We start from the raw sequence: 23,115 nt of genomic DNA on the forward strand, positions 1-23,115 counted from the left end.
TCTGGTTTTCATTGAACGGCTGTCGTTGCATGACGGTCGTTGAATGATTTCACTGGATTCCTATTTTTTAACTTTCAAATTTAAAGCTTAGCAATAAAGACACCGCGATAGGCGCAATGCAAGGAATTGTCAGACACTGACATGCCAGGTGTTTGATAAAGCACATCAATATTAGTACTTTGTGCAGGCGTTGGCACATCGATCGGGGCATCGTCATTGTAAAATACGATCCAGAAACGAGTAGAAAGGTCAGCTGGAATAAGCGTTAAAGCAATATAATGTCGGCTACTATCTGCCCAGTCTTTTTCTGCCATTGGTTTGTTTTGTTCGTTGAGCCATTCGATTTGATCCGGTGTTGTATGTTGATAAAGTGGATCATCGTCTAAGTGCATTTCTGCCAGTATCGGATAGGCTTTGCGCAACGCCATGAGTGTTGAAATTGCCTGCTTCAGCGCGGATCGATCCTCGTTATCATGCCAATTTTGCCAAGTGATTTCATTGTCTTGGCAATACGCATTATTGTTACCATGCTGAGTGTGCGACAGTTCATCTCCGCCCAAAATATGCGGCGTTCCTTGGCTCAGCAATAACGTGGCCATAAAACACAACTGTTGATTAAGGCGCTGAACTTGAATTTCGACATTGTCAGTCTCACCTTCCACACCAAAATTTTGACTGATGTTATCACCATGACCATCGCGGTTTTCTTCCATGTTGGCGAGATTATGACGTTGGTGATAAGACACCAAATCCTTCATGGTATAACCATCGTGATAGGTGATGTAATTAACCGAATTTAAGGCGCTTTTATGGCCTTTATGGAACACGTCTCTGGATCCCATAAAACAAGTGGCAAATTCTGCTACCACACCGTCATCGCCACGCCAAAAGCGACGAATGGTATCGCGATATTTGTCGTTACATTCCAGAAACCCTTTTGGGAATTGACCAACTTGGTAGCCATTTGGTCCGATATCCCAAGGCTCCATCACAAGACAGGTTTTGCTTAATACAGGGTCTTGTAAAATGGCTTGAAGCAAGGGTGCGTTAGGTGTGAAATCATGATCGGTACGGCCTAAATCTACGCCTAAATCGAAGCGAAATCCATCCACACCCATCACATCGACCCAATAGCGCATACTGTCACAAATAAGACGAACGCTGGCGGGCTGATAAGTATCGATGCAGTTACCGCAACCGGTGTAATTCAAATATTGCCCATCTTGATGACGGTAGTAATGGGCATTGTCCAACCCCCGAAAACAAACGCTGGACTGGTCGAATTCACTTTCAGCTGTGTGGTTGTAAACTACGTCTAAAATAACTTCAAAACCCGCTTCACGTAATCCATCGATCATTTGTTGGAATTCAGTAATGGCGTCTTGTTTTGCGTAAGAAGGTTCGGGTGCAAAAAAGCTGATGGGGTTATAACCCCAGTAATTATTCAGCTGTAATTGCTGTAAATGCCGTTCTGTCATAAAGCTAAAGCAGGGCATTAATTGAATCGTGGTGATATTCAGATGTTGTAAATGCGCTATTCCAGCGGGAGAGATCACCCCTAGATAGGTGCCTTTTAAGTCGTCATCGATGGGTAGATTTTGGCTGAAGCCTTTTATGTGTAATTCATATAACGCGCGACTGGTGTCGGCTATCTCGATTCTGGCTGGACGCTCTGGATTTACGTCAACAGTCCGAACGATCGACTTAGGAACGCAGTAAGCAGAATCCACTGGGTGCAGCAGGCCTTCCCTTGTGATGGCGGCTTGACCCTCGTGCCAGACGAGTTTATCACTCAGATCTTTGGCGTAAGGGTCAATGAGTAATTTGAGAGGGTTAAACGCAAGCTGCTGTTCTGGGTTGAACTCGCCATTCGCCCGTAATCCATAATGCTGACCTTCTTTTAGGCCAAGTACTTCCATGTGCCAAATGCCTCTTTTTTTTGACACAAAAGGCAGTTGGCTTAACTCATTTCCCTCTGAATCGAATAAACATAAAAAAAGCTGAGTGGCGTCTTCAGAGACAACGGCGAAGTTAACGCCCTTGTCGGTCACGGTTGCACCAAGAGGAAAGAGGGTGCCAGTGGACACTTGATACGCTGCTGAATTCATGAAGACCTCTGTATTGTTGACGCCATGTAAGAATAACGCCCTAAACGTCGCCTAACCATTTTAATAAAACACCGGCCAGCGGTGGAATGTGCAATTCTATACTTTGGTCTCGACCATGGCTGTTCACTGTCTGAGTCTGATATTCTCGCTTTTCATTGAAGTTACTGCCCGTGTATTGATCGTCGTCGGTATTTATAATGACCTGATAACAGCCCGATTTAGGCACACCAATTCGATAGTTGTCATGGGGTGTGGGTGTGAAGTTAATGACAGCCACGGAATGCGCGTCGCTGTCTTTGGCTTTGCGTACGAAGGCTAAAATACTGTTCACGTTGTCGTCGTAACTGATCCATTCAAAGCCTTGATGAGAATGGTCATAATGCAAGCTTGTTTCATGTTGGTAAAGGTGATTTAAGTCTTTTGATAATGTTTGCTGAGCTTTGTGGTATTCGATTTCGAGTAAGTGCCAATCCAGCGAACGTTCGTGGCTCCATTCTTGGCCTTGAGCAAATTCATTGCCCATGAAGTTGAGCTTCTTACCCGGATGAAAATACATGTAAGCAGAAAAGGCGCGTAGGTTGGCGAATTTCTGCCAAGTGTCCCCCGGCATTTTTGTGATCATAGAGCCTTTGCCATGCACAACTTCATCATGAGAAATAGGCAGAACAAACTGTTCATCAAAGGCATAAACCATGCTAAAACTCAGTTCGCCTTGGTGATGTTGTCGGTAGATTGGGTCTTTTTTGATGTAATCGAGAGAGTCGTTCATCCAGCCCATGTTCCATTTAAAACCGAAGCCTAAACCGTTCATGTACGTGGGTTTGGACACGCCTGAAAACGCAGTAGATTCCTCTGCAACGGTAAAGCAATGAGGGTGATTTAAGTACACGGTTTCGTTCAAACGGCGTAAGAAATCGATCGCTTCATAGTTATGATTCCCACCGTCTTTGTTGGGGATCCATTCGCCATCTTCACGGGAGTAATCCAAATACAGCATTGACGCAACGGCATCGACGCGTAAACCGTCAATGTGAAATTCTTCCAACCAATAAACTGCATTGCTGATCAGATAATTGACGACATGTTCTTTACCAAAATCGTAAATCAGTGAGTTCCATTCTGGGTGCCAGCCTTTTTTGGGGTCTGGGTATTCGTACTGTTTGGAGCCATCGAAGTTGGCCAAACCATGACTGTCGGCGGGGAAATGAGCCGGAACCCAATCCATAATTACGCCAATATTGGCTTGATGGAGCGCGTCGACCAGTGCTTTAAAGTCTTCTGGCGTACCAAATCGAGACGTTACCGCGTACAACCCCACTGGCTGATAACCCCATGAACCATCAAAGGGGTATTCCGTGATGGGCAATAATTCTACATGTGTGTAGCCCATTTCTTGGATATAGGGAACAAGTTGATCTTTTATTTCAAGGTACGTGAGAGGCTGGTTCTTGCCTTTTCTGCGCCATGAACCTAGATGCAACTCATAGATGCTCATGGGCTTTTCATAGATGTCTTCAATAGGGCGTTTAACCCACGCTTCATCTTGCCATTGATGTTTTTCGTCAAAACAGGTCACGCTGGCAAACGAAGGGAATTGTTCAATACGCTGTGCGTAGGGATCGCTTCGATGAGGAAGTATGTCACCATTTTTGGCGCGAATTTCAAACTTATAGCGTGCACCATGATTAATATCGGGCACAAATAAGCGCCAGATGCCGTCACCGTTGCTCGACATCGGATGTGTGCGCCCATCCCAACTATTAAAATCACCGACAACAGAAATAGAGCGTGCAGCAGGCGCGTACACCGCAAAGCGAGTGCCCTGAATCGAGAGTTGATCATTGACCTTGGCGCTGGCTCGTATCGCACCTTGGCTTTTGTATAAGCTGGCTTGGTGGTGTTCTGGATCGACGAAGGTTGTGTTGGGAAATTGGTAAGGATCAACCATAGTGAAAGTGCTGTTGTCTGTATAGGTGATCTCTAGTCGATAATGAAAGCGCGTAGACTCTTTTGGCCAATGCGCTGAAAACAAACCCTTATGGCTGGTTTGATTCATGGTGGCTAATTCTGTGTCGGCATCAATAGCCAATACACGAATAGCGGTAGCTTCAGGCTGCCATACAATCAACGACAAACCCTTTTTAGAGGAAGATTCCTGCAGCCCTAAGCAGCCAAATGGGTCTGAGCAATGTGTGTTGAGTACATCGCCAATTAGGGCATTTTTAATTAAATCCATTCACTTCTCCAGCAAGAGTGAGCGTGTTAACTCGATGAGTGTTGGTGTTGGTGGCTATGAAGCTTGCTCACCGCCCAACGCAAATATTGGTTCACTTTATTAGGTGTTATTTGTGCAAATTCGTCTAGTGCAGCATCCGCTCTGCTGTCTTCTGGGTGCTCAACTTGGTGTTGTTTGGCATGATCCAATGCGGCCTGAGAAACCAAAACAGGCAGGTTGATTTCTTGATCAAACTTACAGGTTTTGTGTTGTTGGCAAAACTGAATGAAGGCATACAAACCTTCAAAAATAAGGCTTTTATACCAGCTTGGGTGAATGTCCGACGTTAAAGATTCGATCAAGAGTGCAAAGGTGTCTTCTCCAGGTGTCATTGAGCTAAGAGCGCGTTTGCAGTCCAGTGCCGTATTACTTTGTAAATCACCAAATACAATCGTATTGGCATGGCTCAAACTTTCCCACAGTTGTAATAGCATGGATTCAGGTAGCTTCGTGATCATGCCTTGATCCGCACGCCAGTCAAACCAGTCGACGTCTTTCATCTTGCTTTGTGCGTCTGTGCTGTGGTGATAACGCATATTATTGGCGACGTGCGCAAACTCATCGTGCTTTTGTTGTAACACTTGTTTAAGTGCTTCGTAAAGCGCACTTGGCGACACATTAGAAAGTGTATCGAAAACGGGTTCGTTTTCTTCTGGGTCAAACTGCCGAGCACAGAGCAAGGCAAGATTATGAATACGAATCGTTCGAACCCCAGAGAAAAACTCCGGATGTACTTTGATGAGCGTTCCCGCTATGGCAATTAACTCATGTGAAATGGACAAACCAATCGGTGTTGAAGACACCGCTCTGAGCCTGTCTAGAATAACGTCTTGATCAAGCGGTGTGCTGATATCGTCTTCCGTTTCTGGTGTTTCGCCGATGACAAGCAAACGCTGACGCACCGTGATGTCGGCAATATAGGTCGCCAAATCCGTTGTGGGTTTGATTAACAAGGAATAAAGCTGTCTTGCAGAGCGCCAATTTTCTGACAACAAGGCTTGCAGGTACACGCTATTCAGCACCTTATATGCGGTTATTGCCGGTGTTGAGTTTGGTATGGTGTTCATTAGTGCCCGACGGCTGCCGAGTTCCATCAAGCAATCGATGGCTTCATTAAAATCTGGTTGATCGTTGAGTTGAATGAGTAACTGATCGGTGTCCGCGTTTTTAATCGCTTTTACGTCGTACACCTTAGGTTCTTTCGCAACTGGCCAAGGCGCGTCATGAACCGGAAGGTTTACTCCCAATTGATGATGGTCAAGTGTATTGATGATAATGGCGCGTCGGTTACCGGATTTAAACGCATTTTTCGCAGATTGAGGGATAACACGAAACTCTTCATGCTCGCGTTTTTGCAGTAAACGAATGAACTCGAACAGTTCGTCGCAACCCTGCATTTCACTCATTGCTTCATCAATAAGAATGCTGAAAACGGCATTGGCTTGGTAATACCAATGATCGGCAATGGTTTGAAGCTCATTGCGTATATGCGCTTGGAAGAGGGCTGGGTCAATTTTCCGATAGTCTTTGTCTTCGTTCTGAATCCAGGATAAACACAAATAGCTTTCGTCATTAATACTGAATGCTTGAGACGTTGCCAAGCTGTTTAGCGCGCGATTAGGTCGACCCGTTAGGCCCAACGTATCCGATGCACCAAGATGACGGTAGGTTTCAACTAATTGGCCTGCGCTAATGGCTTTCAGCGGCGCGATGTCTTCTAGAGTTTGGCATAAACAGCCTGCATTGAGCAGCTTTTGTTTTACTTTGTCGTTTTGCGCCAAAATCACCATGGATGTGGTGACTTTGTTTGGTCTGTGCTGAATACGATGCAATCCGAGAGGGTCAAGGTCGTCGGTATTGATAAGTTCTTCATCAAGCATTTTGCCCACCAAAAACAAACTCTGAGCCCACACTAACGGCAAGTTGTCGTTTGGCACACGTTTCTGTGACCCAGGGTTTTCTTTCTCAGCTAAAATGTTTTCTTGAGGCACATAGTAGAGCTCAGGCAGCAACATTTGACCGTCTTTTTCGACCATTAACGATTCTAATTTATGACGATAATAGTTCGCGCTTTCCCAGTCACGGGCAAACAAACGGTCGATATAAAGGTAAGTGAAGAAAAGTGGCCATTCGGATTCAATGTGCTCGAAATTAATCAGCTCATCGTATTCGTAATAAATTCGACTTTGGTCTTCGAGTTCGGATTGGTGACCATCCAATAAGAAGCGCTTACAACCGTATTCGCCTCCCAGCTTGTTGATAATCTCTTTGCGTGTGCGTCGTGTGAGTTTTTCATCGTTTACTGCAAAAGCAGGGAAGCCGATGATACTGAGGATCGCACTGTCGACTTCTTTAGAACGAGACTCTTTCGGCAACAAAGACTGCAAGACAGAGCCAGCGCGGGCTACCGCGTCTGCAAAAGAGTGAACCACCGCCCATTCTGGACCATCTTCACCAAAAAGGTTTAAGCCATCCATGCCTTCCATAGCGGCTTTTGCCATGCCCACAGAGCTGGCGTTTATTTCCGCTTTGCCGTTGTTGACCTTATTGCCTCGTTCCCAAATACCGTAATCTGGTGTGCGGTAGGTACGCGAAATGTAATAGATAAGGTTTTGGATAAAGTTAAATTCGTCGCGCGAGAAAATGAGTTTACTGCCCGCTTTGGTCATTTGCGCCAACATCAGCAGATAAAAGCTGGTGGCGTCGATTTGCAAGTGCCCCCATGCGTCATCGGCGACGACTTCTAAACCGGTTTTGGTGTCGTATTTGGCGTGCAGTGCGTCTTTTGGGTCCAAGCTGTGCTTGAAAGATTCGACTTTATGAGACTGTCGCATCATGGCAAAAAGCAGTCCACGCATCATCTTTATGCAAGCAAATTCGAGTTCATGGGTACGCTTATGTGGATTGGCAGCGCGTTTATAAGCCAAATATAAAGCCCAAACCGCTTGAATGCTGTAAACGTTATCTCGTACCCAAGCGTCGGTGTAATTACCGTGGTTGTTGATGCTTGTGCTGGCAGGAAAAAGTCCTGTTACTGGGTGTTGGCGGGATAAAATAACCGCTTGGATATGTTGGTAAAGAGAATCTAGCTTATCTTGTGTGTCAGACGCCATGTTTGATCCTTTATAAAACGCAACTGTTCGTAGGCTTTAGGCCGAACTTAGACTATAGGTGTGAATTGATTTAAAAACTACTATACCCAAATATTATGAAACTCACCAAGCAGTTAAGCTCGTAAAGTCACTTCTTTTTCACTTAAATTTTTGAAACCGTAGAATTTGTATGGAAATCAATTTTTATGCACAAAAGCTGGGCATGAAAGTGTATTGGAATGCGGTATTGAAAGGCTTTGTGAGCGTAAGTTGTGCTTGTAGAATATCAAGAGAGGCTAAGTGTTCGAATGGACTTAGCCTCTCTTTTGTTAGGTACTAAATTGATGAACCAGTTGACGAAGTTGGCTGGCACAGTCTTGTAAATTATTGACCGAGGTTTGAATGTCGGTAGAGTTGAGATCGGTTTCTTCACAGACATTGGCGATGCTGGCTAAGGTTTGGTGAACGGTTTGAGATGTGTCGAACTGACGATCAGCCGCTTGGCTAATATTACTGTTCAGCTTGGAGATTGACAGCACACCATTGGCAATCTCGGTGAACGCTTGACCCGCTTGAGACGTTTGCTCCGCTCCTTGATTTGCCGTATTTCGAGCGGACTCCATGACATCCACCGTGGTCAATGTTTGTTGTGTTAGTTGATCAATTAAACCGCCAATTTCGGTGGCGGCTAATTGGGAGCGCTGGGCGAGGTGACGTACTTCATCGGCCACCACGGCAAATCCTCGACCTTGTTCGCCCGCTCGCGCGGCTTCTATGGCGGCATTGAGGGCGAGTAGGTTTGTTTGATCGGCGACTTCCGCAATGATGCCCAATCGGTCATTAATGTGGGTAACGGCTTCTCGCAATTGTTGAATTTGTACCGCCGCATCTCCCACTTCAATAGACAGTTGCTGGATGTCTTGATTCGCTTTGTTCATCACGCCTAAGCCTTGTTTGGAATGCTGGCCTAATTCTTGGGTCGTGTGATTTGCTTTTTCGGCAATGGCGAGCGTGTCTTCAACGGACGTCATCAGGCTTTGCATCAATTCGGTCGCTTTGCCTGTGTAGGACAATTGTTGGGCAACACCTTGCGCTGTTTTTTGCGTTGAATGATTGGTTTGCCCGACGATACTGTCTAGCGTTTCGCTGGAATGGCTGACGTTACGAACGATGGTTTGAAAGTCATTCATCATGCTGTTAAATGCGTAGGCCATTTCCCCCATTTCATCTTGCCCTGTGAAATCAACGCGTTTTGTTAAATCACCAGAATCCTGTACCGACGTCATGGTTTTACACAATGAAGTAACACGACTGGTGACCAAATGAATGATGTAGAGCGCCGTTACGCCCACTAAAACGGTCAACACACTGACTAAAATCGCGTAATCCACTAAGGCATTTAGGAAAAATCGCATGACTTCATCCATGGATGCCGTGGCAATAATCGTGATATTCCAAGGTGTGAAAGAGTACGCGCTGGCGATCATTCGGTGAGCCAAACGATCGTTTCCTTGATACTCAAATGTGATCGACTGATAATTCTTTACAGATGTGGGTTGTGGCGGTTTTTTTAACGCCTCGTTGAGAGAAGGAGGCGTGGTCGTGCTCTTATAAATGGAAGGCGCGCTAAGTAATGTACGATTACTTTGATTGACGATCCAAAGGCCTTGTTTGTCACCGTATTTAAAGTCAGACAAAACACGAATAGCGCGTTGCTTCGCTTGTTGAGCGGAAAGTTCACCAGACAGTTGTTGTTGATAAATAGGCGAAAGCGTCGTGTTGACGATGTCTAAAATGTCTTGTGTTCGGTCTTTTCGAGCATCAACATGACTGTTAAACAATGACGTAAGGGAGACGAGAATGAGCGCGGCGGTTCCCATGGACATAAGTCCAATAATCGCCCATAACTTGTAACGAATTTTTATATCATTGATGCGATCCAGCATGTGGTCTCCATAGCGTTTAGGGTGTTTCGGTTTCGTTTTGATCTGGGCCATTTAGCGAACGCGACGAATGCATAATGAATATAACGCTTTGTTATATAAGAAAAAATATAAAATCATCCGAGCGTAATAGTAAAAGTTTGGTGGTTTTTCTAGGTTAAATGTTTTTATTTATATTGCCTAGTAGCGAAACATTGAGCTAAGTCATTGTTTTTGCGCTTAGGTGTTTTGTTGAATTGATAGCCGCAGGTAGAGAAGTCGAGTTGGATTATTTATTGGTTTTTTTTGTTTCGTTTTTATCGGCGACCATTTTACCTCTGGGGTCAGAAGGCGTATTACTGTATTACGCCAATGACGCGACCATGTCTGTGTTTTTTTTGTGGTTGTGGGCGAGTTTAGGTAATACGCTAGGTGGTTTAACGAACTGGTTACTAGGGCTGTATTTGGTTCGGTACGAGCATAAAAAGTGGTTTCCGATAAGTGTGCAGACACGAATAAAAGCCGAGCGCGTGTTTAACCGTTACGGTGTTTGGAGTTTATTATTTACTTGGCTGCCTGTTGTTGGTGATGGGATTGCTTTAGTATCGGGGGTGTTTCGTACGCCTATTTGGTATTTTTTACCTTTGGTTCTGATTGGCAAGGCGGCTCGTTATGCCTTAATTTTGTGGGGACAACACTTACTATTAATGCCTTAAAAGAACGCGAAATAAAGCGTGTAGTGCAAATGGTGAGCGACATGTCTTAATGATGTACATGGAGAATAGAATAATGGGAATGTCTAAAAAACTGATTATTGTTGTCGCAGGACTATCATTGGGTGCTTGTTCTAGTACAGGTGGTAAAAATACCTTTATGAACTACGGTGACCTACAAGAAAAAGTCCGTGCTCATGATGAACAATGGGAATCAGTACAGTCGAAGCTGGATAGGATTGATGCGCTTGAAGCGGAAGTGGCGGCGCTAAAACAGGACAAAATGTCCGGTTCATCTTCTGATATGACAACAAGTGTTGTGGTAGAAGACGACATGCTCACCGATGAAAGTATGGCCGCCATCGACGTCGCGCCAGCGGTTACACAGGCACCATTAAACGATAGTGTGAATGCCGCACCAATGGCTGACATGAATGCTGATTTGACGGCGGTAGAGCCTGTGGTCGTGGCACCAGTTGTTACCGCACCAATGGCCAAGAAAACATCAGAATACGGGGTGCAAGTGGCTTCTTATGGCAATCGAGATGAAGCCGTTCGAGGCTGGAAAGTCTTATTAAAAGCATACCCAACTTCCTTTGATGGGTTAACGCCGTTGGTGAATCAAAAAGACGTTAATGGCCGTATGATGTACCAATTAAAAGTTGGGCCATTTGTTGAAAAATCTTACAGCTCAGACTTTTGTAAAATGCTGAAGGAAAAAGGCAAAGACTGCTTGGTTACGCAATACAATGGAGATGCTTTCGCCACAAACTAAAGCGGTTGTGGGAAACAAAAAAAGGCGCGTTGTGTGTTTTAAATGGAACACACAACGCGCCTTTTTTCATTACTCAGTATCTTGATTTACTAAATATGAGATCGAAGGTTACATCAAAGGGAAGGGGGCGTTGTTTATGGTCAACTGACCTTCTTTAATGGCAATGTCACTGAGAAATTTATCATTTTCTAATGTTACAAGGCCTTGCTCCAATAAACCGTCAATGATCAATCGAGCGTGCTGTTTGACTTGCGGAGTCGTAATAGGTGCTCGCATTTTGCTGGCAATGAATCGCTCCGTTAAGTTCTGCAATAACGCTTCATCAATTTCGATAGCGCCAGAGCCAACGGTGTTGTAAAGCCAAAATTCAGGAACAGATAGGTCTTCTATTGTTGGTGTATTCATGTCTGCGAGGTGAGTGCTTAAATTGGCATTGAAGCTGCCTTCAGGAAACGTCCCGCTAAAATTAGTGATGTTGAATTCAGGTTTGTCGCCCAGCAATAGATTCAGGTTATCTTTCAGGAAGGTGAGTGTTTCTTTATTGATAACGTCAGAGTTGTTTGTGTTAGGCAGCATACCATCGGAAAAATGTTTAAAATCGAGGAAAAACTGGTTGTTGAGACGATCCAACTCCGTTACCAGTGACAAGTCATTCGCTGTAAAGTCGCCGTAAACGAGGCCATTGATCAGGTAGCTCATTTCAAGACTACCAAGCTGTGTGTCTGTATCGAGTGCAGAGCCTAAACCAATGGATAGACCTGACAATTCGGTGTCCGCGTCGAGAACCAGAGTATCTAGGCTTAGGTTCATCATGCTGTCGTAAAATCCACCTTTCATAATGGTGTCTAAGTTGGCTAATAGTTCGACAGACAGAGTAAAGCCTTCGGCTTTGCTTTCGCGATAAGCATTGCTGGCCTTCGCATGATCGAATGTGCCTTCGTAGGTGAATGCTTCGTTGTTCATTTCTCCTTCACCCGAATATCCGCTGAATTGGACGGTCTTTTCTGAGTTGCTAAACGCAGGAATAGCATCCGTAAGCTGGAAATTTCCTGTGAAACCACCAAGAATTGAAAGTTGATAGAAAGGAGCGTTTTCTTCCCAATTTAGGTCCTTTCGCAGCGTCTCGCCATCAAAGCGGACTTTCGTTGCGAATAAACCCACCGACAGGTTGTTAGAGAAGAGCAGTGGCCCAAAATGCGACTCAATAATGAGTTCCGCTTTTTGTGTTCCTCCTTGAAGGGATGCATCTATCTGTGATGGATCAAAGCCAATCATGACCTTGTTAATCGACCCAAACCAAGCGGATTCGGTTGATACAATGTTAGCGCTGTAACCTTGGGCATGATCGATGTTACTAATCAGTTTTTCGACGTTTTCTTGATACGTCGGCGCGATGAGTTTTGGTAAGACAACGCAACCAGTGACTAGAATGAAGGCCACTAAGGCGAGTATTTTCTTCACAGGTAATTCCTTTTCGTGAGTTGGTATTTGGTCGTTAATACGACAAATGAATTGCGAAGAATATCAACGCAATCATCACCCAACTACTTAATGTTGTTGGGTGACTTTAATGTATTGAGACGAATGCTTACTGCGTGGCTTTTGCGTTGATGCTTAATGCCATGGCTTCAGCAATTTTAATGCCGTCAATTGCTGCCGACATAATGCCGCCAGCATAACCAGCGCCTTCACCAGCAGGGTACAAGCCTTTGGTGTTGATGCTTTCTAGACTTTCTCTATCACGCGTGATGTTGATTGGCGCCGAGGTGCGCGTTTCTACACCCGTTAATAATGCGTCTTCAAATGAAAAGCCTTTGATTTTTTTATTGAACGCAGGAATGGCTTCACGAATCGCCTCGATACAAAAGTCAGGCAGCGCATCGGCAAGATTGGTCAGCTTAATGCCCGGTTTGAATGAAGGTGAGACTGTGCCGAGCGTTTCCGGTGTTTCGTTTCTTAAAAACGCACCGACGGTTTGCGCTGGCGCATCGTAGTTACTTCCACCCATAATAAACGCATGGCTTTCTAGTTGTCGTTGGAACTCGATTCCCGCGAGCGGGCCACCCGGATAATCGGAAGGGTCAATGCCAACCACGACAGCGCTGTTGGCGTTGCGTTCGTTACGAGAATATTGACTCATCCCGTTTGTTACTACGCGATTTTCTTCAGACGTCGCGGCCACAACCGTGCCACCAGGACACATGCAGAAACTATAAACCGAACGACCATTTTTACAATGGTGAACCAATTTGTAATCCGCCGCGCCAAGAATCTCATTACCGGCGTTTGGACCAAAGCGTGCTTTGTCGATCGCCGATTGTTCGTGTTCGATACGAAAGCCCACAGAAAAAGGCTTGGCTTCGATGTATACGCCTTTTTTATAAATCATTTCAAAGGTATCGCGCGCACTGTGACCAACGGCAATCGCAATGTGTTTCGAGTGTAGTTGCTCGCCATCTGCCAATGTAACGCCGGTAATTTGACCTTCTTCAATGTGCAAGTCATCAACACGGCAACTAAAGCGAATTTCGCCGCCTAATTCAACAATCTGCGCGCGCATTTTTTCGACCATGGCGACCAGCTTGAATGTACCTATGTGAGGTTTGCTGACATAGAGGATTTCATCCGGTGCGCCCGCCGCAACAAATTCATTCAGGACTTTTCGGCTGTATTGTTTAGGATCTTTGACTTGGCTGTAGAGTTTCCCGTCTGAGAAGGTTCCTGCACCGCCTTCACCAAACTGAACATTGGATTCGGTATTCAACACTTTCTTACGCCAGAAACCAAAGGTGTCTTTGGTTCGTTCACGCACTTCTTTACCGCGTTCTAAAACGATTGGTTTATAACCCATTTGTGCTAATACTAATGCGGTCAATAAACCGCAAGGGCCAAAGCCAATGACGATAGGGCGCTCTGTTAAGGTGATTGGCGCGTGTGCAACAGGATGATAATCCAAATCTGGCGTTTCTTTGATCTGCTGGTGCTCTGCAAACTTAACCAAAAGGTCGTCGTTACAAGTGGTTTCAATATCCAAGGTGTAGATCAGCATGATGTTGGTTTTTTTACGCGCATCGTAGCCGCGACGAAATACATTAAAACGAACCAGCTGCTTGGTGGAAATTTCAAGCATGGATAAAATGGTATTTTCCAGTGCGGCGGCGTCGTGATCTAGGGGAAGTTGGATATTGGAAAGTCGAATCATAGGAATCAATAGTTAGGATGCTGAGTTAATGGCTAATAGCGGTGAATAATACGATATTTTCGTTCAAAAAGCTGTTATCAAATAGGCGCTTTGCGCTTTTTATCTACTGACGTTTAAATGCGTTATTTAGCTTAAAACACCGAAAGACATTGCCACCAGAGAAAATTGATAGGCAATAATATTAAGCTCGTTATCACAAAAGTGGCCAGACAAACTTTGCTGACCGCACCGATAGAAAGATTACCAAGCGCAATTGCGGTGATCAGCGGTGGCGCCTGATAAGGCAGTAACACATTGGAAAATGCCAATACTTGAGTCATTAATACCGCATTTTTGGAAAGTCCTGTTATATCCGCAAGGTGCTCCGCCATCGGTGTCATGATGGCTGGCACGCCTGCCAGATTGGTGACCACCGCCACACAAGTAGAAATAAACGTCAGCAAACTTAAATTGAGCAGCGGCGAGTGAGGTGAAAATGGAATGACGTCTGTTAGGTAATTGACCAATATTCGGCCAAGCCCTGAATCTGCGATAATAGCGCTTAAACCAATAATGCCTGCCGCAAACAAAAGCGTACCGTATTGTAGGTCTTTATCAATGCAGTTTTTTCCGGTTAAACCAAATTTTGGCCATAGACAAACGAGCGCAGCCATTAAGCCGATCCAGCCTGCAGAAATATGATGTAAGGCGTCGGTAAACCACAAAGCAAAACAGCCACACAAGACCCACAATAAGCGCTTTTCAACCGACGTCATGGCCGATTTTTCAATGGACACCTGAATGGCTTGGCTTGGGGCGTTATCAGGGAAAAGCCATAAAATGACAATAATCGTCGCGATGAGCTTTCCTAAACCCAACACGGGGAAGTGCAACAGTAAATATTCCCAATAGGAAAACGGCGTGTCATAAAGTGCTTCTGTCATACCGGACAGCAGCATGTTTGGCGCATTCGCTGGCAAGATAGAAAAGGCGGGTAAAAAAGTGCCAAATGCCGCCGCAAGTAGCATGGCTTTACGACCATTAGCGTGTTTGTCGTAACCAAAATGATCAGCGAGCGAAGCAATAATAGGGATGATTAAAACGATTCGACCCACGCCAGAAGGAATCAGAAATGCCAACCCCATTGCAAAGAATGCAATCTTAATGATGGTGCCTTGGTAACTGTTGCCCAACACCATCATCAGTAATCTGGTCGCACGGGAATTAAGCCCCGTGTGATTAATTGCTGCGCCAAAGATCATACCGCTAAACAATAACCAAAAAGTAGACGATGAAAAGCCCGCAAAAATAACGTTGTTCGGCGCAAGCTGCGTTGCCGTTGCAAAAGTAAATAACCCCAGCGCAGGCCAATAAGCCGGCACTAGTGACGTTGCCCAAAAGGCAATACAGATAAAAAGCAAACCCGACACAAGTGCTTGGGATACCGTCAGGAATTGATAAGCAGTGGCGGTAATGGCAAGCGTTATTATGAGAATAAAATACAGTGGCCAGTTGGGTTTTGATGTGGTTTTCAAAGACGTGTTATCCGTTGATACGGACGATTGTGGCGTATGATTTTGATGGCTCATGAAAAATCCTAACGGGTAAACGTCAGGCCTTCTTTCATCGGTTAAAGAAGGCCTGATTGTCTAATTAGCGAAGATTTACCGCGATCTCTTCTGAAAAGCCCAACATAATATTGAGGTTTTGTACGGCTGCGCCAGATGCGCCTTTGCCAAGATTGTCTAATTTCGCCACAAGCACACCAGACTGATTGTCAGGTGCACTCAGAACAGACAATTCAACTTGGTTGGTGTTGTCTAGATCGTGGGGTGTTAAGAATGGCGCCGCGTCATCAGCAATCACATTAAAGCCATTGACCGTAACAAAGGTGTCGTTGGCATACACTTCTGCCAATTTGGCTTGCAGTTGCGCCATGGTAACGTCGCCTTTCAACTGGATGGGTAAAAAGGTCAACATGCCTTGACGGAAATCCCCCACGCTCGGTACAAAAATCGGCGCTTTGCTTAATCCTGACCAGGTTTTAATCTCTGGTAGATGCTTGTGGTTAAACGTTAAACCATACGCGCCAAAAATAGGGGCGTTGTCAGTGCTTTCATAACGATCGATCAATGCGTTACCGCCACCGCTGTAGCCTGAAATGGCATTGATGGAATAATCGCCCGCTGCTGGCAGTAAGCCGGCTTCGATCAAAGGTTTCAACAACAAAACCGCGCCAGTTGGGTAACAACCAGGGTTTGAGACAAATTGTGCGTCTTTGATTTTGTCGCGTTGTGTGACATCTAATTCGGGTAAGCCGTACACCCAGCCTTCAGCAACACGGTGAACGGAACTGGCGTCCAGAATACGACAGCCTTCTTCTTTGGCTAAAATAACACTGTCTACGGCAGCGTCATCTGGCAAGCAAAGCACGGTCACGTCGGCTTCTTTCATCAGGCGACGTTTTTCTTCGACATCGCGTTTTTTAGACGGGTCAATGCTAATGACTTCAATGTTTGGATGGTTAATCAGACGTTCTCTTACTTGTAGGCCAGTCGTGCCAGTTTCACCATCAATAAATACTTTTTTCACAGCAGGGGATCCTTACGGGATGTCTTAAATCAAAGCAAATAGTGTAATGCATAACACCTTAGCTGAATAGTTGAGCGCAGGGCTTAATATTGAAAAAAAGAGGTTTTCTACCCCCATTGATGTGCAATGAATCGCTTTACTCTGCTTGGCGGTCTGATGTAGTTTAAGCGGCTTATTTGATGATCTAAAAGCGCGATCAAAAAGCCCGCATAAGGTGACCTATGAAAAAGTCCGATAAGAAAATCGATAACGCACTTCGTACTGCTCTGACAAAGGTGTGTGAAAGCGCATTGGGGTCGGTGGAAGGCTTTGTTTGGTTGACGCACACGGTGAATTACAACGCTTTTCCGAATTCCTTATGCGTTGTTTGTGTGTTTGAAACAGACCAGCAGCTTGTGCGTGCTCTCGATGAAAAACATGACGACTATTTTTACACACTGATTAGCCATGAACTCAATGCGGTAAACATCAAGCTCAACCATCTTCGTCAGCAAGTGAGCTTTGATACCGAGGAAGCGTGCGAACGATCTCACGCGGGCAAATGGAATGAACGACTAAAAAAACGTACCTTGCATTGATCGTATGAACTCAGGCCGAGCCTGAATTCATCGTGTTAGGTCGACGTTAGTCGTGGTTTTTGTCTTGGATGCGCTTCATTTCTGCTTGAAGTTGAGGGTTTTTTTCTTCAAGGTATTTTTTCAGACGCGCGATGAAGGTTTTGTTTTCATGGAATGGTACGCCAATTTGATGCGCGTCGGCCACTTCCACCATAGACACTTTGTCGTGTTGGCTGAAGACGTCGATCATTTCACCTGATTTCTCATGGGAAATCCCCAGCGCTTCAAAAGCGGATCGCCCCATTCGTAAACTGCTGTCGAAATTCTCTCGAATGATGTCTCGACAACCGTACGCCCATAAATCATAAACATGGTTATTGTCGAACGCGCGCGCAATGACATGTAAATCTGGGTATTTTTCTTTTACGTATTTGACGAGCTTAGTGATTTGTTCAGGATCATCGATGGCAATAATAAAGAGAGAGGCTTCGTCAATGCCAGCGGCTTCCAATAAGTCGGGTCTGGTGGCGTCACCAAAATAGTTTTTAACGCCAAATTGTTCCAGTGCTTCCAGTCGTTTAACGCTGAAATCAATCACTGTGGAATGGTAGTTTGCCAGTCGAAGAATGTTGTCTATGGTGCTGCCGACTCGGCCTGAGCCCGCAATGATGATTTTATTTTCATCGGGGAATTCTTCATGATGCCCCGCCGTTTGGTCAGAGGCATAACGCGGCGCAATGATGCGATCGTATACGATGAACAAAATGGGGGTGAGTAACATGGACAGCGCCACCACAAGCAGCAACATATCGGCCACTTGTTGAGAGATAACGGCGCTGCTGACGGTAAACGACAACAATACAAAACCAAATTCCCCCGCTTGTGCCAACCCTAAGGCAAACAGCCATTTGTTCGACCCACGAATGTTAAATATCCATCCTAATATCAGCAGCGTAAAGGCTTTCACCAAGATCAAACCAAGGGTTAATCCAAGGATCAATGGAAAGTGATGAAACAGCAGCGTGAAGTTAATGCCAGCTCCTACTGTCATGAAGAACAAACCAAGCAACAAACCTTTAAAAGGGGCAATATCGCTTTCTAACTCATGACGATACGGTGAGTTAGCTAATACCACGCCGGCTAAAAAAGTGCCAAGCGCGGGAGAGAGGCCAACCAAGGACATCAATAATGTGGTTCCTATAACAAACATTAATGCGGTAGCAGTGAACAACTCTCTTAATTGCGCAACCGCAATAAAGCGAAATATAGGGGTCACAAAATAGCTGCCACCAATAATGACGATGGCAATTGCGCCCATTGTCACCAACATCTTCTCCCAAGACGCTAAGCCCGCGATGAAAGATACGGTTTCAGAATGGTTTCCCGCGGTGGCTACGCTCGCAACTTGGCTTAAGGACGCTATGAGCTCTGGTGTGGCCAACAAAGGAATAAACGCCAACATGGGAATGACCACAATGTCTTGGGAAAGCAATACGGCAAAAGACGATTGTCCACCATCCGATTTCATTAAGCCTTTCTCGGTCAACGTTTGAATCACAATAGCCGTTGAAGAAAGCGCCAACACCAAACCAATTGCCAAACTGGTTCGCCAATCTTGGTTGAATAATATGCCCAACCCCATGATAAGCGCTGCCGTCAAAACGACCTGACCGCCACCTAATCCGAGCAATTTAGACTTCAATGCCCACAATTTTTTAGGGTTTAGTTCCAATCCAACCAGGAAGAGCATTAACACGACGCCTAATTCAGCAACGTGTTGAAGTGAATTAATGTCGACTTCTAACAAGACTAATAACGGGCTAATGATAATACCGGCGAGCAAATAACCGAGCACTGAACCCAAGCCAAGGCGCGACGCAATAGGAACAGAAATCACCCCAGCGACAAGAAAAACAAAGGCTAATAATAGTGCGTCGGTCATTTCATTGAATTCCTAAAATCTAGCGTGAAGTCATGGCGTAAGGTAAAGCGCTCGTTTTTTACAAGATTAAGACAGTTTACTGGCTGCCAAGGCAAAGGCATCGACACTTTCCCAATTGGTAAATTCCATGTTGGTTGTTGGATCGGTTGGTCCTTTGGTCATCCACATAATAAAGCGAATCATGTTGCGATCGATTGGGCCGTATTGTTGGTAGTTTAATTTTCCCGCAAAAACGCCCTGTAAACTGGGTTGCCAATCTAATTGAGCCAAAAACTTAATAATGTACGGATTGGTATCGGGTTGGCATTTTTCCGCTTTACGGGCGACCAAATTCACGGTGTAAAACGCCGTCGGCTTGCTCTCTAGAAGGGCTTTATGTTGCTCAATGAAGTGAGTGACAATCTTTTGGTGTTTGCCATAACGAATACTCGCACCAATAATAATTGAGTCATGGTTGGCAATGGCGTCTTTTGTAGCGTCTTCTACAGGCAATAGCGTGACAGTGTGGCCTTGCTCTTCAATGACAGTTTGTATTTTTTGGCTGATTTTTTTGGTGTGGCCGTCGGTTGTCGAGTAGATAAGCAAAGTATTAGACATGATAATTCAGAAAAACTGCCTCGGTTGGCGTGGGTTTAAAGCGCTGCTTTATAAAGCCGTGTTTCGAAATCGATTCTAAAAAAGAAGTTAAGAGTCGGTCAAACGCTTAATGAGAGGGTTGTTATAAACACTCAAAGGCTCGCTGTAAAGGTTGCCGACGGAAAGAAGCGGGCGGATGAACGTTGTTTTTTTAAACATCAAAAAAAACGGCCTATTTTACTAGGCCGTTTTCGATAGAACAAACCGAGTTGGTATTATTCAGTGGCGCTGTGCTTTCGGGCACGGACGTCAGATTGCGCGCTGCGGTAGAATTTTCCCTGAGGTTTGGATTTGGTGACTTGATTGTCATCATAGTCTTCGTTACGAAGGAGCATAAAATCTGCCACGCGGCGTTCGCCTAATCGTTTGTTGGACACGGCGGCTTTGATCGCACAACCTGGTTCACCTTGGTGTCGGCAATCACTGAATTTGCATTGCTTTTCCAGTGCAATAATATCCGCAAAACTGCCAAGAGCGTGGTTATCAAATTCCGCCAGTTGCAGTTCACGCATACTTTCTGTATCGAGCAAAATCGCACCAGATGGCATGATTTTTAAAGCGCCAGAATCGCCAATACTTTGCGGTGTTTTGCCGCCGTCCGTTGTTTGCATCAAGGTGTTAATTAATGCGGATTTACCGGAACCAACAGTGCCAAGTAGTGCAACGGTTTTGCCTTTTTTCAGAAAAGGCGATAGGCAGTGTAAGCTCTGTGCTTCCAGCGCGTTGACGGTTTCGACAATGAGTAACGGGTCTAGCTTTTCAACTTGCGCGCGTTTCTCTGTGGCGTCTTCACAGCGGTCTGCTTTTGTAAGCACCACTACGGCATCGGCTTGGGCATTATGAGTCAACTCTAAATAGCGTTTGATAAGCGCCAAATTAAAATGTTGATCTAATGCACACATGATGAAAATCGTGTCGATATTCGCGGCATTGTTTTCAAAGATGGAACTGGATTCTAAAAGGCGTAAAAAACGATGTTCGGTGTCGGTAATTACCCAATCGCCGACCGTCATGCTTGGCATGTCGGAATCACTTTCTAACGAAAACAAACCAAACTCACTTATTAACTCATAATTACTGCCTTTTTGTGAGCAGATCCGAGCAATACGGTTAGATTCTAAATCATCCAATGATAACTGTTGTTGGAAATAAGCCTGCCAGCCTAAATCCAATAAAGTAAACGTGGAATCCATTACTATTACCCCAAGCGAAAAACGCCTTCGTAAATAAGAAGCAATGCGCTTCAATTAGTACAACCGAATAAAAACGGGTTTTATTCTAGCCAGAAAGTTATTAAAACATTGAGGTGTTTTAAGCCTTTTATATCAATGTTTCATCGCGAGATTATCATAGTGTGAGTGTGCTACAAACAGAAATATCGCGCGCATAAAAAGGCGGGCTTTATGTGTATTTATGTAAAAGATACGCCGATTTTAAATGGTATTAGTTGATTTTAATCAATTGTTTTTTAGGTACTTGTTGAGTAATACAGTGAATGTTTCCTCCGCCTAATAATATGTTTCTGGCAGACACGCCTACGACGGAATGGTGAGGAAACGCCATTTGCAAAATTCGCTTTGCTTGGTCATCGGTTTTTTCATCCAACAACGGAAAAACAATACGATCATTGGTGATTAAAAAGTTCGCGTAAGACGCAGCAAGGCGCTCGCCAACTTTGCGATTCATGTATTGGCTTTCGGTTAAGTTTTTGGCTTCTTCTGGCGTGACAAAAAGAGGCCCCGGCATGGGTAACTTGATGACGTCTAATATACGGCCTTTTGCGTCAGTTGTGTTGCTTAATACACTGAAGGCGTCTTGGCTGATGGCGTATTGAGGGTCGTTTTTGTCTTCACAATAGGTTAATGCCACTACGCCAGGACGAATGACGTGCATTATGTTGTCAATGTGGCCGTTGGTTTCGTCATTATAAAGGCCGTCTTTTAACCAGACGATTTTGTCGACATTGAGATAGGTTTTTAACAAGTCTTCGATGTCTTCTTTGCTCAAATCAGGGTTTCGGCTCGGGTGAAGCAAACACTCTTCGGTTGTAAATAACGTTCCTTCGCCGTCCACATGAATGGAGCCGCCTTCAAGAATAAAAGGGGCCTTGTAAACGTCATCGCCTGTTAACGCGGCCATTTTTTCAGCCACTTCGTCATCTTGTTCCCATGAATCGTATAGGCCGTCAATGTCGCCACCCCAAGCATTAAACTTCCAGCTGTTTGCTCGACGTTCGCCTTTATTGTTAATGACGTACGTTGCACCGATGTCACGCATCCAGCAATCATCGGATGGCATTTCAACCAATTGAATATGACTAGGCAGTGCGGAACGGGCTTGTTCAAAGTGCGCCGCATCAACAATAAAGGTCACGTCCGTGGCTTGTGCAATCGCAGTGGCAACGTTCACAAACTCAGCTTGAGCGTGTTTGCCCTTTTCGCGCCAGTTGTCTTCGCGTGTCGGCCAAGCCATCCAAACGTGTTCTTGCGGTTCATTTTCAGCCGGCATGTGAAAGCCATCAAGTCTTGGGGTGTACAGCGTTGTGCTCATAAAGCGTCTCACTTTATATCAATAAAGGTTTGCGCCAATTCTATGTTAGAGGCAAAAACATACAAGAATATTTTTGTCTATTTTGATCGGCTTATTTTGATTGGTAAATTGTGATCCGTTAAGTGCGTTCAGGTCACAATTTTTACGTCTTTACTATTCCTCGACGGAAATCTTTACCGAGCGGTTTTGTAAAAAATACTCGATGGCGTTTGGGCTGGATGGCTCTGTCGCTGTTGTTTTTTTAAATATCTATATTTATCAATGGTTTATTTGGTTATTTGAAAGTTGGCACAGCCTTCGCAATAGTTTGAGTAAGTCAATGGCAAACACAGAAGGTCTTCTGTTCAGGCTGTTGAATGACGCGTTTGGGAAAGCAGTTAATACACAACGCAGTGGTTCCCAAACCGATAAAAACGAAATGGAGGTTATGATGAACATGAAACGCACACTATTAAACACGGCTTTGGTACTGGTGACGGCAGCAACATTGACAGCATGTGGTCAAGACGCAGACGAAAGCAAAGTAGAAAGTACGATGTCGAATGCAGGCGATGCGGTTGAGCAAACCATGAATGATGCTGGTGATGCATTGAATAGTGCGGGTAACGCAATAGAAGACACGATGACGGATGCCGGCAACGCGGTAGAAGATACCTGTGAAGACGCGAAAGAAGGCATGAACGCCACTGACACAGATTGTTAATCTATCTTTAAATAAGAGGGCTCATGTGGCCCTCTTATTTGGTTTAACAGGCGAGCTTGAACCGTAATA

At 44.9% G+C, this 23,115-nt stretch carries 16 protein-coding genes; 4 read left to right on the forward strand and 12 right to left on the reverse strand.

What is annotated here, in order from left to right; genetic code table 11:
• Positions 1-80 precede the first annotated feature (80 nt).
• The 4 genes from glgX to D104_RS19900 form a co-directional block, all read right to left on the reverse strand.
• Complete coding sequence (glgX, locus tag D104_RS19885; RefSeq protein ID WP_024022370.1) at positions 81-2,108, reverse strand: glycogen debranching protein GlgX; 2,028 nt, start codon at positions 2,106-2,108, stop codon at positions 81-83.
• A gap of 40 nt (positions 2,109-2,148) precedes the next feature.
• Entirely contained in the window at positions 2,149-4,344 is a 2,196-nt protein-coding gene (gene glgB / locus D104_RS19890; protein WP_024022371.1) for a 1,4-alpha-glucan branching protein GlgB, read from the reverse strand.
• A gap of 26 nt (positions 4,345-4,370) precedes the next feature.
• Entirely contained in the window at positions 4,371-7,496 is a 3,126-nt protein-coding gene (locus D104_RS19895; protein WP_024022372.1) for a glycoside hydrolase family 15 protein, read from the reverse strand.
• Positions 7,497-7,804: 308 nt separating this feature from the next.
• Positions 7,805-9,421: a methyl-accepting chemotaxis protein gene (locus D104_RS19900; RefSeq protein ID WP_024022373.1), complete on the reverse strand. Its 1,617-nt coding sequence runs from the start codon at positions 9,419-9,421 to the stop codon at positions 7,805-7,807.
• Between the two features lie 233 nt (positions 9,422-9,654).
• On the opposite strand from D104_RS19900, the gene D104_RS19905 reads away from it, so the two are divergent.
• Entirely contained in the window at positions 9,655-10,113 is a 459-nt protein-coding gene (locus tag D104_RS19905; RefSeq protein ID WP_024022374.1) for a YqaA family protein, read from the forward strand.
• Positions 10,114-10,186: 73 nt separating this feature from the next.
• Positions 10,187-10,885: an SPOR domain-containing protein gene (locus D104_RS19910; protein ID WP_024022375.1), complete on the forward strand. Its 699-nt coding sequence runs from the start codon at positions 10,187-10,189 to the stop codon at positions 10,883-10,885.
• Between the two features lie 108 nt (positions 10,886-10,993).
• Here D104_RS19910 and D104_RS19915 read toward each other — a convergent pair whose 3' ends face one another.
• From D104_RS19915 to argC, 4 genes are all read right to left on the reverse strand, one after another.
• Positions 10,994-12,346, reverse strand: a complete 1,353-nt coding sequence (locus tag D104_RS19915; protein ID WP_024022376.1) for a YdgA family protein — start codon at positions 12,344-12,346, stop codon at positions 10,994-10,996.
• A gap of 127 nt (positions 12,347-12,473) precedes the next feature.
• Entirely contained in the window at positions 12,474-14,087 is a 1,614-nt protein-coding gene (locus D104_RS19920) for an NAD(P)/FAD-dependent oxidoreductase (RefSeq protein WP_024022377.1), read from the reverse strand.
• A 131-nt stretch (positions 14,088-14,218) separates the two neighbouring features.
• Positions 14,219-15,655: an SLC13 family permease gene (locus D104_RS19925; protein ID WP_024022378.1), complete on the reverse strand. Its 1,437-nt coding sequence runs from the start codon at positions 15,653-15,655 to the stop codon at positions 14,219-14,221.
• A 64-nt stretch (positions 15,656-15,719) separates the two neighbouring features.
• Positions 15,720-16,658: an N-acetyl-gamma-glutamyl-phosphate reductase gene (gene argC, locus D104_RS19930; protein ID WP_024022379.1), complete on the reverse strand. Its 939-nt coding sequence runs from the start codon at positions 16,656-16,658 to the stop codon at positions 15,720-15,722.
• Between the two features lie 221 nt (positions 16,659-16,879).
• On the opposite strand from argC, the gene D104_RS19935 reads away from it, so the two are divergent.
• Positions 16,880-17,236 carry a hypothetical protein gene (locus D104_RS19935; RefSeq protein ID WP_024022380.1) on the forward strand — a complete coding sequence of 119 codons (357 nt, stop codon included), beginning with the start codon at positions 16,880-16,882 and terminating at the stop codon, positions 17,234-17,236.
• A 46-nt stretch (positions 17,237-17,282) separates the two neighbouring features.
• Here the strand turns inward: D104_RS19935 and D104_RS19940 are convergent, their stop codons facing one another.
• The 4 genes from D104_RS19940 to aguA form a co-directional block, all read right to left on the reverse strand.
• Positions 17,283-19,157 carry a cation:proton antiporter domain-containing protein gene (locus tag D104_RS19940; protein ID WP_024022381.1) on the reverse strand — a complete coding sequence of 625 codons (1,875 nt, stop codon included), beginning with the start codon at positions 19,155-19,157 and terminating at the stop codon, positions 17,283-17,285.
• A 66-nt stretch (positions 19,158-19,223) separates the two neighbouring features.
• On the reverse strand, positions 19,224-19,754 hold the full coding sequence (gene hemG / locus D104_RS19945) for a menaquinone-dependent protoporphyrinogen IX dehydrogenase (protein WP_024022382.1): 531 nt from the start codon (positions 19,752-19,754) through the stop codon (positions 19,224-19,226).
• A gap of 254 nt (positions 19,755-20,008) precedes the next feature.
• Positions 20,009-20,986 carry a GTPase RsgA gene (gene rsgA / locus D104_RS19950; protein WP_024022383.1) on the reverse strand — a complete coding sequence of 326 codons (978 nt, stop codon included), beginning with the start codon at positions 20,984-20,986 and terminating at the stop codon, positions 20,009-20,011.
• A 250-nt stretch (positions 20,987-21,236) separates the two neighbouring features.
• The gene (gene aguA / locus D104_RS19955; protein WP_024022384.1) at positions 21,237-22,343 is read right to left on the reverse strand and encodes an agmatine deiminase; all 1,107 of its coding nucleotides are present in this window, start codon (positions 22,341-22,343) and stop codon (positions 21,237-21,239) included.
• Between the two features lie 319 nt (positions 22,344-22,662).
• Here aguA and D104_RS0118555 point away from each other — a divergent pair, with 319 nt between their 5' ends.
• Positions 22,663-23,046 carry a hypothetical protein gene (locus D104_RS0118555; protein WP_235075874.1) on the forward strand — a complete coding sequence of 128 codons (384 nt, stop codon included), beginning with the start codon at positions 22,663-22,665 and terminating at the stop codon, positions 23,044-23,046.
• Positions 23,047-23,115: the final 69 nt, after the last annotated feature.

Source organism: Marinomonas profundimaris (genome assembly GCF_000508165.1).
Classification (GTDB): Bacteria; Pseudomonadota; Gammaproteobacteria; order Pseudomonadales; family Marinomonadaceae; genus Marinomonas; species Marinomonas profundimaris.